This window comes from Sphingobacterium sp. UBA3549, from assembly GCF_002376635.1.
GTDB lineage: Bacteria > Bacteroidota > Bacteroidia > Sphingobacteriales > Sphingobacteriaceae > Sphingobacterium.
In genome coordinates, this window is record NZ_DFOE01000001.1 from 39,876 (window position 1) to 52,427 (window position 12,552).

At 38.0% G+C, this 12,552-nt stretch carries 13 protein-coding genes; 6 read left to right on the forward strand and 7 right to left on the reverse strand.

What is annotated here, in order from left to right:
- Positions 1–23: 23 nt before the first annotated feature.
- Positions 24–458 carry an SRPBCC domain-containing protein gene (locus tag B2W36_RS00185; RefSeq protein WP_293879585.1) on the forward strand — a complete coding sequence of 145 codons (435 nt, stop codon included), beginning with the start codon at positions 24–26 and terminating at the stop codon, positions 456–458.
- A 367-nt stretch (positions 459–825) separates the two neighbouring features.
- Here B2W36_RS00185 and B2W36_RS00190 read toward each other — a convergent pair whose 3' ends face one another.
- The 3 genes from B2W36_RS00190 to sucC form a co-directional block, all read right to left on the reverse strand.
- Positions 826–1,446, reverse strand: a complete 621-nt coding sequence (locus B2W36_RS00190; protein WP_293879586.1) for an L-threonylcarbamoyladenylate synthase — start codon at positions 1,444–1,446, stop codon at positions 826–828.
- Positions 1,447–1,595: 149 nt separating this feature from the next.
- Positions 1,596–3,041 carry an asparagine--tRNA ligase gene (asnS, locus tag B2W36_RS00195; RefSeq protein WP_293879587.1) on the reverse strand — a complete coding sequence of 482 codons (1,446 nt, stop codon included), beginning with the start codon at positions 3,039–3,041 and terminating at the stop codon, positions 1,596–1,598.
- 307 nt (positions 3,042–3,348) lie between these two features.
- Positions 3,349–4,542, reverse strand: a complete 1,194-nt coding sequence (gene sucC, locus B2W36_RS00200; protein WP_293886097.1) for an ADP-forming succinate--CoA ligase subunit beta — start codon at positions 4,540–4,542, stop codon at positions 3,349–3,351.
- 172 nt (positions 4,543–4,714) lie between these two features.
- On the opposite strand from sucC, the gene B2W36_RS00205 reads away from it, so the two are divergent.
- The 4 genes from B2W36_RS00205 to B2W36_RS00220 all read left to right on the forward strand — a co-directional run bounded on the left by B2W36_RS00205 (position 4,715) and on the right by B2W36_RS00220 (position 7,633).
- Positions 4,715–5,365, forward strand: a complete 651-nt coding sequence (locus B2W36_RS00205; protein WP_293886153.1) for an ABC transporter ATP-binding protein — start codon at positions 4,715–4,717, stop codon at positions 5,363–5,365.
- 45 nt (positions 5,366–5,410) lie between these two features.
- Positions 5,411–5,890 carry a hypothetical protein gene (locus tag B2W36_RS00210; protein WP_293886098.1) on the forward strand — a complete coding sequence of 160 codons (480 nt, stop codon included), beginning with the start codon at positions 5,411–5,413 and terminating at the stop codon, positions 5,888–5,890.
- A gap of 83 nt (positions 5,891–5,973) precedes the next feature.
- Positions 5,974–6,501: an HAD hydrolase-like protein gene (locus B2W36_RS00215; RefSeq protein ID WP_293886099.1), complete on the forward strand. Its 528-nt coding sequence runs from the start codon at positions 5,974–5,976 to the stop codon at positions 6,499–6,501.
- Between the two features lie 127 nt (positions 6,502–6,628).
- A complete protein-coding gene (locus tag B2W36_RS00220; protein ID WP_293879590.1) occupies positions 6,629–7,633 on the forward strand; it encodes a LacI family DNA-binding transcriptional regulator in 1,005 nt (334 codons plus the stop codon).
- 48 nt (positions 7,634–7,681) lie between these two features.
- On the opposite strand, the gene lpdA (B2W36_RS00225) is transcribed toward B2W36_RS00220, so the two are convergent.
- Positions 7,682–9,070, reverse strand: a complete 1,389-nt coding sequence (gene lpdA, locus B2W36_RS00225; protein ID WP_293886100.1) for a dihydrolipoyl dehydrogenase — start codon at positions 9,068–9,070, stop codon at positions 7,682–7,684.
- A 245-nt stretch (positions 9,071–9,315) separates the two neighbouring features.
- Here lpdA (B2W36_RS00225) and B2W36_RS00230 point away from each other — a divergent pair, with 245 nt between their 5' ends.
- Positions 9,316–9,615: a DUF3817 domain-containing protein gene (locus B2W36_RS00230; protein WP_293879591.1), complete on the forward strand. Its 300-nt coding sequence runs from the start codon at positions 9,316–9,318 to the stop codon at positions 9,613–9,615.
- A 145-nt stretch (positions 9,616–9,760) separates the two neighbouring features.
- Here the strand turns inward: B2W36_RS00230 and B2W36_RS00235 are convergent, their stop codons facing one another.
- The 3 genes from B2W36_RS00235 to B2W36_RS00245 form a co-directional block, all read right to left on the reverse strand.
- Positions 9,761–10,165, reverse strand: a complete 405-nt coding sequence (locus B2W36_RS00235) for an acyl-CoA thioesterase (RefSeq protein WP_209578607.1) — start codon at positions 10,163–10,165, stop codon at positions 9,761–9,763.
- 66 nt (positions 10,166–10,231) lie between these two features.
- Positions 10,232–11,638, reverse strand: coding sequence for a dihydrolipoyl dehydrogenase (gene lpdA / locus B2W36_RS00240; RefSeq protein ID WP_293886101.1), 1,407 nt, complete (start codon positions 11,636–11,638; stop codon positions 10,232–10,234).
- Positions 11,639–11,848: 210 nt separating this feature from the next.
- Positions 11,849–12,382: a plastocyanin/azurin family copper-binding protein gene (locus B2W36_RS00245; RefSeq protein WP_209578605.1), complete on the reverse strand. Its 534-nt coding sequence runs from the start codon at positions 12,380–12,382 to the stop codon at positions 11,849–11,851.
- Between the last annotated feature and the right edge of the window lie 170 nt (positions 12,383–12,552).

Below are 12,552 nucleotides of genomic sequence, written 5' to 3' on the forward strand. Positions count from 1 at the left end.
GTTTCAGCGATAAAAAGAACAAAATGAAAAAGATTGAAACGAGTATTCTCATTGAAGCAACAATAGAAGAGGTTTGGCAGGTATTAAGTGAATTTAAGGCTTATTCGCAGTGGAGCCCAACAATCAAACAGTTTGAAAAGCAACCGGTAGTCGGAAAACGCTGCAAAGTGCTTTTACAACAACCAAACGGATTCAAGATCAAAATGAATCCAAAATTCCTGTCTATTGAACAGCATAGCGAACTGCGCTGGAAAGGAGATTTATTCTTTCCAGGTATTTTTGATGGCGAGCATTATTTTAGGTTAGAACAAGTGGGAGCTTCACAAGTTAGATTTGTCCAAGGCGAATTATTTTCTGGATTGTTGGTTCCTTTTCTGGGAAAACTACTGACAGAAACGAAGCGCGGATTTGAACTTTTCAACATAGCGATAAAAAGGCGGGTGGAGTATCGATCTTAACTTTCCACAGAGATCTGTTAATATAGTTTATTTATAAACACGATATTTAACGAATTTGTCGATGAATGTTATCTTATGCACATTTTTATGTGTATAACCCCCTAGTTTTACACATTTTGTTACTTTTTTTAATTCTTTCGGGTTGTGTTATTAACAATTGTGTGTTGATAAATGACTAGTTATGCACATTTTATGTTAATGCCTCTATGTTGATAAGCTGCTTATTAACATTTCTTATGTTAATAAGTAGCTTGTTTTGTTGATAAGTATGTTGATGGGAGCATTTTTTGCACAAATTACCAACAATGCTGCTGTCGGGGATTTTGCAAATAGGTTAGTAAGGGGAGTTTTTATTGCAGGTTGATTTTTATAGGAATTGCTCTAAATCACCTTTTCCTTCACGAATCACATCAAAAGTCCCTTCGGTAACATCGATCACGGTAGATGCGACATTATCGCCATAGCCGCCATCTATAACCGCATCAACTAGATCTTCATATTTCTCGTGAATTAATTCAGGATCAGTAGAATATTCAATAATTTCATCTTCATCGTGAATGGAGGCTGTCACAATAGGGTTGCCTAATTGTTTGACAATTTCGCGAACAATATTATTGTCTGGAACACGGATACCCACAGTCTTCTTTTTGGAACTTAGGAGCTTAGGTACTTTAGTTGTTGCATTAAAAATAAAAGTAAAAGGTCCGGGTAAGGCTTTTTTTAATACACGGAAAACGGAGGTATCGAAGGATTTTGTGTATTGCGAAATATCTGTTAAATCATAGCATATAAATGATAGATTTGCTTTTTCAGGCTTTAGTCCTCTTATTTCACATACTCGTTCTATGGCTTTTTGTTGCGTGATATCACAGCCAATACCATATACGGTATCGGTAGGGTAGATGATTACACCACCACGTCGAAGAATATCAACCGCCTGTTCTATTGCCTTGGGGTTGGGATTGTCGTTATATATCTTAATTAGCATTTTCTATTTTTGTTAAGTACCCGAATTAGGTTAAATCTTAGTCCCTGTTGTAGGATGTCGATAGAGCGATGGTTATTAGCTGCATTCAGATACGCTATATCTAAAAGAACAACAGCCAAAATATTTTGTTTTGGCTGTTGTTCTTTATATTAAAATTCTGCGTTTTTCGGCGTACGTGGGAATGGAATGACGTCGCGGATATTGGTCATTCCTGTCGTGAATAAAACGAGGCGTTCAAAACCTACGCCAAATCCAGAATGCGGTACCGATCCAAAACGGCGTGTATCCAAGAACCACTCCATTTCTTCTGCGGGAATACCGACTTCAGCCATACGATTAAGTAAACGATCAAGATTTTCTTCACGCTGCGAACCACCGACCATTTCACCAATACCTGGGAAAAGAATATCCATGGCACGGACGGTGTTTCTTCCTTGCGCATCCGGCTCATTTTGCTTCATATAGAAGGACTTGATTTCGCGTGGATAGTCTGTTAAGATAACAGGTTTCTTGAAGTGTTTTTCAACCAAATAGCGTTCGTGTTCCGATTGTAAATCAGCACCCCAATCATCAATTAAATATTTGAATTGTTTCTTCTGGTTTGGTTTGCTACGCTTTAATATTTCAACAGCATCTGTATACGTAACGCGTTCAAAATCGTTTGTTAATACGAAGTTTAATTTCTCAATAAGATTTAATTCTGAGCGTTCTGCAGCAGGCTTAGATTTCTCTTCCTCCAACAAACGATTGGTTAAGAACTCAATTTCTTCTGGGCAGGTTTCCAATGCATATTTAATCACATATTTCAGCAAAGCTTCGGCCAAGTCCATATTGTCCTCTAATTCATAGAAAGCCATTTCGGGTTCGATCATCCAAAATTCGGCTAAGTGACGTGTTGTATTGGAGTTTTCAGCTCTAAATGTCGGACCGAATGTATAGATGTTTCCAAATGCCATGGCACCAAGCTCACCTTCCAATTGGCCCGATACCGTAAGGTTCGTCGATTTTCCAAAGAAGTCTTCCTTGAAATCGATATCTCCATTTTCTTTGCGTGGAGGGTTTTTTAAATCCAGGGTTGTAACCTGAAACATTTCTCCAGCACCTTCCGCATCCGAACCTGTGATGATCGGTGTGTGCATGTAGACAAAATCGTTTTCCTGAAAAAACTTATGGACAGCAAATGCCAAAGCATTACGCACTTTAAATACAGCATTGAAAGTACCGGTACGGAAACGTAAATGCGCAATTTCACGTAAAAATTCTAAGCTATGCTTTTTGGGTTGTAATGGATATTTTTCGGGGTCAGAATCACCAATAATGCTTACCTCAGTAGCTTTAACCTCAACTTTTTGACCTTTACCCAGCGATGCTATCAACTGACCTTTTACGCGAACTGCTGCTCCAGTGGTGATACGTTTTAAGATATCCTCAGGTGTATTTTCAAAATCGACAACTGCTTGAATATTATTGATTGACGAACCGTCATTGATTGCTATAAACTGATTGTTACGGAAAGTTCTAACCCAACCTTTAACAACGACCTCTTTGCCAAATTCTGTGGCATTCAATAGTTCCTTTATTCTTGTGTGTTCCATCTTAATTTTTGGAGATTGACTTGTAAAAGATGCTTTGTTAAAAAAGCAATACAAAAATACGCTATTCTGTTGGTTTATTGGCTATAAATGTTGATTTAATTCAATTCACGACGGGGCATTCTAGGTCATGGGGCAAATATTTTATAGAAATCAAGACAGGTGGAAATTAGAAAATTAGAAAGTGAAATAGGTCTCATTTCTATAGGAAACATAACTTTGGCAAGCTGGTTTTCATAAGATGAGGTATAATAACAAAAAGCGCGAATTATTTTTAATTCGCGCTTTTTTGCTATGATGATTCAAGGAATTATCCTTTCAATACTTTCGTTACTAATTCAGCAGCTTCTTTCAATAAGATTGCAGAATAGACTTGTAAACCGGATTCATCAATTAATTTTTTCGCTTCTTCAGCATTAGTACCTTGAAGGCGAACAATAATAGGAACTGGAATGTTTCCAATTTCGCTATACGCATCAATTACACCTTGAGCAACACGGTCACAACGAACAATACCACCGAAGATATTAATTAAGATTGCTTTTACGTTAGGGTCTTTCAAAATGATATTGAAACCAGCTTTTACAGTTTCAGCATTTGCTGTACCACCTACATCTAAGAAGTTGGCAGGTTCACCGCCGGCTATTTTGATGATATCCATGGTAGCCATTGCCAAACCAGCGCCATTTACCATACAACCTACGTTACCATCTAATTTAACATAGTTTAGGTTTGATTCACCAGCTTCAACTTCTGTTGGGTCCTCCTCTGTTACGTCGCGCATAGCTGCGTAATCTGCATGGCGGTATAAAGCGTTCTCGTCAAGATTTACTTTAGCATCAACGGCTAAAATCTTGTCGTCAGAAGTTTTCAATACAGGATTGATCTCAAACATGGAAGAGTCTGTAGAATCGTATGCTTTGTAAAGGGCAGCAACAAATTTTACCATTTCTTTGTGGGCAGCACCAGAAAGACCAAGATTGAAAGCAATTTTACGTGCTTGGAATCCTTGTAAGCCTACTTTTGGATCGATTTCTTCTTTGAAAATCAAGTGCGGTGTTTTTTCTGCAACTTCTTCGATATCCATACCACCTTCTGTAGAGTACATAACGATGTTACGTCCTTTAGCACGGTCCAATAATACGGACATGTAGAATTCTTTTGTTTCGCTCTCGCCTGGATAGTAAACGTCTTGAGCTACCAAAACTTTGTTTACTTTTTTACCTTCAGGTCCAGTTTGAGGCGTTACTAATTGCATACCAATGATGTCAGTTGCTCTTTGTTTGACTTCATCTAAGTTCTTAGCTAACTTGACACCACCACCTTTACCACGGCCACCAGCGTGAATTTGAGCTTTGACAACAACCCAATCAGAGTTGTATTCTTCTTTCATTTTTTTGGCCGCTTCCACAGCTTGCTCTGGAGTATCTGCTACGATACCTTCCTGTACGCGCACACCAAAGCTCTTTAGTATTTGTTTTCCTTGATATTCGTGAATGTTCATTTGCAAAAATATTTGGCGTAAAAATATAATTTTTTGGGGGATAAGACAAGTGATAAATTGCTCTTTTATCTATTTTTTGACATTTAGACAAAATAAAATGGCTGGAATTGAGAAATAACAGCTTATTTATTCAAACGCGTTGTATCGTAAATTTATTTATCTTTGTCCTATGATGTTACATGCCAAAGGAATTCACAAAGCTTATGGGTCATTACCGATTTTGAAAGGTGTTGATATCGCTGTTGAAAAGGGCGAAATCGTTACTATTGTAGGTGCATCGGGGGCTGGAAAAAGTACGTTGCTGCACATCATCGGTACCTTAGATAAACCCGATCAAGGATCGGTTTTGATCAATGGTGTTGATGTCCAAAAATTGAGTGCTAAAAAGTTAAGTGCTTTTCGCAACGAACATATCGGTTTTGTATTTCAATTTCACCATTTGCTGCCTGAATTCACTGCTTTAGAAAATGTATGTATTCCTGCTTTTATTCATGGAAAGGGAAGATTTGAGGCGGAAGAAAAGGCGAAGAAATTGTTGGAGTTATTGGGGGTTTCTCATCGTATTGACCATAAGCCTGCTGAAATGTCTGGAGGTGAACAGCAACGTGTTTCTGTGGCTCGTGCGCTGATCAATGATCCTTCTATCATTTTGGCAGATGAACCTTCCGGTAATCTCGACTCTGAAAATGCAGCCGCTTTACATCAATTGTTTTTTGATCTTAGAGATAAATTTCAGCAGACATTTATTATCGTTACGCACAATGAAGAGCTTGCTCGAATTTCGGATCGAACGATTCATATGCGTGATGGTGTAGTCGTTTAACAGATCCACAACATCCTGAAATATTGGGATTATAAATAGGTTTTAATGAAAAAAATACTCATAACTTTCGGGACTAGGCCTTTGGCGATGCGTATAGCAAAAAAGCTCGGCGCTAATTTCGAAGTATTATTTGCAAGTTCAGAAGAAATCCCCGGATTGCTTTTAAAGTCCGATAAATACGCCAGAATTCCGAAAGGTCTTCTTCCTACTTTTGCACACGAGGTGCTTAAATTATGTCTAGATCAACAGGTGGATTATGTATTGCCTTTGGGCGGCTTCGAACTTGAACCCCTGTCTGTAGCCAAAGTTTTATTTGAGGAATATCAAATCTCAGTTCTTGTTCCGGATAAAGATCTGCTCGAAACAATCCCTCTTATGGAAAACCCTCCAACAGACCTGCCTTATAGACTTCTTTCTAAGGGTAACGATTTATTGGACTCGACGACTATCGAAAGATCATTTGACGGCTTGTTTGCTGCCTCTGATTCTGGAGAGGATTTAGCACTAATTTGTGTGTCCAAATAGCCTCTTATTTTCGCTGCCAGTGCTATTGTTTTTGTTTTTATCGATGTAGGCACTTTCCATAATTTAAGCTTTATTCATAGATGATGTTTCCAGAAGAAAAAAAGGTTTATGTTTTTGAATTAGATGATGTTATTTTTTCTAAAAAAGATTACCTACTACAGGTCTATTACCTTTTCGCTAATTTTATAGAATTTACTGAGACGGTTCCAGCTCAAGCAGATTTGATTCAATTTATGAAAGATCACCTTGAGCGTCAAGGAGAAGATTTATTGTTTGAACATGCGCAACAAGCCTTCGGATTGGACCAAAAATATAAGGAGAATTTTGAGCGACTTCATGTGAATGCTATTTTGCCACTGAGATTACAGTTGTTTGATCACATTAATATGCTATTTAAAGCGTTAAAAGCTGAAGGTAAGCATATTTGTATCTTAACAAAAGGAAATCCTCTTGAACAGCTTAATAAAGTGAAATTTGTGGACTGGGGCGAATATGAGGATGAGGTAAAAGTTTACTTTTTGGATGAACTTATTTTTAGGGGGATCGTGCCTTTGGACTTCCTTGCGAATGAGTTTACTGTTGAACCAAGCGCAATTCAATTTGTAGACTAAGTTTACAGTAAGTATATTTGTTTAATCTACCAAGACGATATTGTCATTAGAATCGTAGTCAATATTGTTGGAAAAAATTATGATTAGGGATATAAAAGCCCTATTTTTATATAAAGCCCTTGGATTTATGAACAAAGTGAACAAGCCTGCCACGATTAAAGAAATTGCCAAGAAGCTGAAAATCAGTCCTTCAACAGTTTCTAGAGCATTGAATGATCATCCGAGTATTGGATTGGTAACAACAATGCGGGTAAAAAAAATGGCCGAAGAATTGAATTACGAACCCAATCAAACAGCCATATTCTTCAAACAGCGCAAAACATTTACCATTGCTGTTATCTTGCCGAGTCTGTCTGAACCGTTTTTTTCCTTTGCTATCAGTGAAATTGAAAATGTTGCATCTGAGCACCGATACACTGTTCTAATGGGACAATCATTGGATGATCCCGATCGTGAAGAGCAGATCTTAAAAACATTTAAAAACCATCGTGTCGATGGAATTTTAATGTCTATCGGTAAAAAGACTACTAATTTGGAGTTTATCGAAAAATTGGGTGCTTCGGATATCCCGGTTGTCTTTTTTGACTGTGTACCAAGTTTGCCTCATATCAATAAAGTACAAAGTGACCTTTCTACTGGTATGAACGAAGCCGTTGATGCTTTCGTGGCCTGTGGTCACAAAATTATTGCTCTTGTAAATGGACCGAAAACATTGCCAGCTAGTGAAGACAGAAAAGTTGCCTATCTATCTGCTATGAAGAGAAATGGTATGGATATTCTTGATAAGAATATCATCGAAACGGATTTGAGTACGGAAGGAAATGAAAGCGCTATGGATAGTATATTTGCGATGTCTGCGCGACCCTCAGCGATAATTTCTTTTAATGATTTTGTAACGCTTGACTTGATGAAAGCAGCACGGCAGAAAGGTCTTGTATTGAATCAGGATATCTTTTTCATCAGCTATGCGAACTATCCTTTATGGCAATATATGGAAAATCCACCAATGGGACGTATTGAACAGTTTCCGGGAATGCAAGCGCGCAAAGCAGCAGAAATTCTATTCGATCGAATAGATAATCCTGAAGCGCCAGACCAACAGATCGTCTTTAAGTCAAGACTGGTTATGTAGCTTCTTTATTCATTCGGAAAATAAAATTTAAATTTTATTTTCCGAATGCTATAAGTGGATTACTTCTCCGTAGGCATCAGCACAAGCTTCCATAATTGCTTCACTCATGGTAGGATGAGGATGGATAGTTTTAATCATTTCGTGACCTGTTGTTTCCAATTTACGGGCAACAACAACTTCCGCAATCATCTCTGTCACATTGGCTCCGATGAGGTGTGCACCTAGGAATTCACCGTATTTAGCGTCAAAGATAACTTTTACAAACCCATCTTTTGCACCAGCAGCTGAAGCTTTTCCAGAAGCGGAGAAAGGGAACTTACCAACTTTTATTTCATAACCAGCTTCTTTAGCAGCTTTTTCGGTATAACCTACAGATGCAATTTCTGGTGAACAATATGTACAGCCGGGGATGTTGTTGTAATCGATCGGTTCAACATGTAGACCTTTGATTTTTTCAACACAAGTGATCCCTTCTGCTGACGCAACGTGAGCCAAGGCTTGACCTTTAACGATATCTCCGATAGCATACACGCCTTCGATGTTTGTTTTGTAGAAATCATCTACTACAACACGTCCACGCTCAGTTTTTACACCAACTTCTTCCAATCCTATATTTTCGATATTTGGAGCAATACCAACAGCAGATAATACAATCTCTGCTTCGATCACTTCTATACCTTTTTCGGTTTTGATTGAAACTTTGCTCAACTCACCTGATGTATCAACAGATTGAACTTCTGACTTTGTTAAAACAGAGATGCCTTGTTTCTTCAAACTTTTCTCTAATTGTTTTGAAATTTCTTCATCTTCAACAGGAACTATTCTATCCATAAATTCGACGATAGTCACTTTCGTTCCAATTGCATTATAGAAATAAGCAAATTCGACACCGATAGCACCAGACCCTACAACAACCAAAGATTTTGGTTTTTTAGGTAGTGTCATTGCCTGACGGTAACCAATTATCTTTTTACCATCTTGAGGTAAATTAGGCAATTCACGCGAGCGTGCACCAGTCGCAAGGATCGTATGTTTTGCCGAATATTCTTTAGTAGAACCGTCTGCTCCTTTAACATCGATTTTACCACCTTTTTTAATTTTTGCAGTACCATTGATAACGTCGATTTTATTCTTTTTCATCAAAAACTGTATACCTTTACTCATTCCTTCAGCAACTCCGCGGCTTCTTTTGACGATAGCTTCAAAATCGGCCTCACCACCTTGAACATTGATGCCGTAATCAGCGGCATGGTTTAAATATTCAAATACCTGAGCACTTTTCAATAATGCTTTTGTAGGGATACAGCCCCAGTTTAGACAGATTCCGCCTAATGATTCGCGTTCAATAATCGCTGTTTTGAACCCTAACTGAGCGGCTCTAATGGCAGCAACATACCCGCCTGGACCACTACCGATTACAATGATGTCGTAATTCATATAAATAAATATTCTGTAGTTGAGTGTTATAGCTTCAAATACCAAAATATGTGAAGCCTATATTCATTCAAAAGTACGCATTTTTTCTGATGAAACTGAACAATTTATTGTAAAATTGGCGGTTTCTGATAAAACACTGTCGTTGTTTGTAGGTGAATGTCACATCTTAGTCAAAGGGGTAAAAATAATAGTTAATCCTTATTTAGAGTCTTATTTTTGGAATTCACAATAGACAGTTTATCATTATGTTAAGAATATTTAGACAGATTGCACTGTGGGAAGCTATTTCCACAATTTGCTTGTTTTTTATTGCTATGCCTCTGAAATATTTCGCGGGAATACCAGAAGCAGTGAAAATAGCAGGCTCCATTCATGGCTTTTTTGTCGTTATTTTTGTCGTTATGCTAATTATGTCTACCGTAGAATACAAGTGGCCTATCTTAAAGGCTATTAAATATTTCTTGGCTTCTTTGATTCCTATTTTTGGCTTTTGGGTAGAATTGGATCTAAAAAAGGAAATTGAAGGAAAAAGACAAAAGTCTTAGTCTTGTGATACAGTGTATTGATGCCTGAATTTTCTTAGCGAGTGAGATCGAAAATAGAAATGAAGAAAAGCCTATCTGTAAGACGAACAGTAGTTCGCACGATTATTGACAAGAAACACAGATTTTAAGAACAACAGGGAGATGTTTAATCATCTCTTCCTGTTTTCTCAATACCCATGTAAGCATAAGTGATGCTGTTCCTGCCATGAGGTGCGGGATTGCCATCCTCATCCAAATTTACAAATACCAGTTTTTCGATCGATAGAATTGTCTTTTTGGATATTTTATTGCGGACTTCACAGCGCATAGTTAAGGATGTTGTTCCAAAATTGATGGCTTCAATGCCCAGTTCTAGAATATCACCTTGTTTTGCTGAGCTTACAAAGTTTATTTCTGAAATAAACTTTGTAACTACTTTTGGGTTCCCAAGTTGAACGATAGCATAGATTACCGCTTCTTCATCTATCCATCGCAGCAATGTTCCTCCAAATAATGTTCCGTTAGGATTTAGGTCTTCGGGTTTGACCCATTTTCTTGTATAAAAATTCATTGTGTATAGATATTTAAGGCAAAGGGGAAAAGTTTCCTTTTCCCCTTGAGTATTTTACATTGACGCCTAAGCGTGTATTGCTCGATTTGCTGTAGCTGCTAGCGCAGCTTCTTTGAGTGCTTCTGTATAGGTTGGGTGTGCATGGCAAATACGTGCGATATCTTCTGCAGATGCGCGGTATTCCATGGCTACCGTAGCCTCAGCAATTATATCTGCGGCACGTGGACCAATCATATGTATGCCTAATACTTCATCAGTAGTGGCATCAGCGAGTACTTTTACGAAACCATCAGTATCGCCAGACGCTTTTGCACGGCCAGAGGCTTTGAAAGAGAATGATCCTGCTTTGTACTTAACACCAGCTTCTTTAAGTTGCTCTTCAGTTTTTCCAACAGATGCAACTTCTGGCCACGTATAAACGACGCCTGGAATCAAATTATAATCAATATGTGGTTTTTGACCTGCGATATATTCTGCGACATATACACCTTCGTCTTCAGCTTTATGGGCTAACATCGCTCCAGTGATTACATCTCCGATAGCGAAGACGCCTTGTACGGCTGTTTCAAGGTGTGCATTGACGGGTATTTTTTTACCTCTTTCTTCTACAGTAATGCCGATATTTTCTAATCCTAATCCTTCTGAATATGCGGTACGACCAACTGCTACGATGCAATAGTCGCCCTCTAAAGTAATTTGTTGTCCCTTCGGATCCTCTGCAGTTACATTTACGACATCGCCATTAGCGGAAGCGCCTGTTACTTTATGCCCCAGATAGAACTCCATTCCCAATGATTTTTTCAAAACACGCTGTAGTTCTTTCCCTAAGCCAGCATCCATTGTGCCGATAATGGATTTTGCAAATTCAACAACAGAAACTTTTGAACCTAAACGGGCGTAAACTGAACCCAATTCCAAACCAATCACACCACCACCGATGACAATAAGGTGTTTAGGTATCTCTTTTAGGTTAAGCGCTTCTGTAGAGGTAATGATTCTCTTTTTATCAACCGGCAAAAAGGGCAATGAAGTTGGTTTCGATCCGGTCGCAATAATTATATTTTTACCAGTGATCTGTTCTGTAGAACCATCTGCTTTTGTTATTTTGATCGTGTTTTTGTCCACAAATGAACCCACACCCTGAAAACTGTCAATTTTATTCTTTTTGAATAGGAAGGTAATACCGGCAGTATTTTGTGCAATGACATCGTCTTTACGAGCAATCATCTTTGCCATATCTACTTTCAGGTCTTTCAAACTGATGCCGAATGTATCAAAATTGTGCGCAGCATTGTGGTAATGCTCCGAAGCATCTAAAAGTGCTTTAGAAGGAATACATCCAACGTTAAGACAAGTACCACCAAATGTGCTATATTTTTCGATAACAGCTGTTTTTAATCCTAATTGGGCACAACGGATAGCTCCTACATATCCACCTGGACCACTTCCGATTACAATTACGTCGTATTGCATTGATTACGTTTTATTTTTTTGTACCACAAATTTAATGATTATTAATGGGATAGGAAATCAAAACTTACGATTTGTGACTAAAGCGCCTTACTTTACATTTATTTGATAAATAGCGAGAAATTACACACCATAACCAAAATGATAGGCGCTTGGGAGGGAGGATAAGTAAAAAGGTATTCATGTTTTGAATACCTTTTTTTTATTTACTGATTATTCTGCAACAATTTTTCCTTGCATGACACCGTAGTGACCAGGGAAGCTACAGATAAAGGTATAAACACCTTTTTCAAGTGTAAACGTGATTTTATCAGTTTCTCCAGGTCCCAACAATTTGGTGTGGGCTGCAATTGAAGATAAAGCCGATTTTGGGATATATTCGTCTGCAGCAGCTGCAGCAGCTTCCGCACCAAAAGTGGGCAGATCAACTCCTGGTTTTAAGATAACTACATTGTGCCCCATAGACTCTTTAGGCATTGTACCTGCATTTTTAAAAGATAATTCAACAGGTTCGCCAGCCTTTACACGGAATAAATCCTTGTCAAATTTCATTTGATCGTTACCTTCTAAAGATAGGTTGTTGGAAATAGCTACGTTTTCAATACCAGGTACTGTTTCTGTTGCTTGGCTTTCTGTCGAGGTTGCCGCTTCTGTACTCGTAGATTTTTCAGACTTGTCACTGTTTCCACCGCAAGAGGCAATTGATAAAGCAACTGCAACTGCTGGTATCATAAAAAGTTTTTTCATTTGAATGATTGTTTGTTTATCTTCTATTTATTATAGGCATTTCCACTGCCTTCAGCGGTTTAGTGATGAAGTTATTATAAACTTTGATCCCTTTCTGGATATATGTTCATGACAACCAACATCAATACATATTGTTTATGTTCTAAAAGTAATCAATTCATTGATAAATT

Coding starts and splice junctions, on each gene's coding strand:
- asnS (WP_293879587.1), bottom strand. CDS start 3,041: ATGGAACACACAAGAATAAAGGAACTATTGAATGCCACAGAATTTGGC.
- B2W36_RS00230 (WP_293879591.1), top strand. CDS start 9,316: ATGTTAAGAATATTTAGACAGATTGCACTGTGGGAAGCTATTTCCACA.
- B2W36_RS00210 (WP_293886098.1), top strand. CDS start 5,411: ATGAAAAAAATACTCATAACTTTCGGGACTAGGCCTTTGGCGATGCGT.
- B2W36_RS00185 (WP_293879585.1), top strand. CDS start 24: ATGAAAAAGATTGAAACGAGTATTCTCATTGAAGCAACAATAGAAGAG.
- B2W36_RS00190 (WP_293879586.1), bottom strand. CDS start 1,446: ATGCTAATTAAGATATATAACGACAATCCCAACCCCAAGGCAATAGAA.
- lpdA (WP_293886101.1), bottom strand. CDS start 11,638: ATGCAATACGACGTAATTGTAATCGGAAGTGGTCCAGGTGGATATGTA.
- lpdA (WP_293886100.1), bottom strand. CDS start 9,070: ATGAATTACGACATCATTGTAATCGGTAGTGGTCCAGGCGGGTATGTT.
- B2W36_RS00245 (WP_209578605.1), bottom strand. CDS start 12,382: ATGAAAAAACTTTTTATGATACCAGCAGTTGCAGTTGCTTTATCAATT.
- B2W36_RS00215 (WP_293886099.1), top strand. CDS start 5,974: ATGTTTCCAGAAGAAAAAAAGGTTTATGTTTTTGAATTAGATGATGTT.
- B2W36_RS00205 (WP_293886153.1), top strand. CDS start 4,715: ATGTTACATGCCAAAGGAATTCACAAAGCTTATGGGTCATTACCGATT.
- sucC (WP_293886097.1), bottom strand. CDS start 4,542: ATGAACATTCACGAATATCAAGGAAAACAAATACTAAAGAGCTTTGGT.
- B2W36_RS00235 (WP_209578607.1), bottom strand. CDS start 10,165: ATGAATTTTTATACAAGAAAATGGGTCAAACCCGAAGACCTAAATCCT.
- B2W36_RS00220 (WP_293879590.1), top strand. CDS start 6,629: ATGAACAAAGTGAACAAGCCTGCCACGATTAAAGAAATTGCCAAGAAG.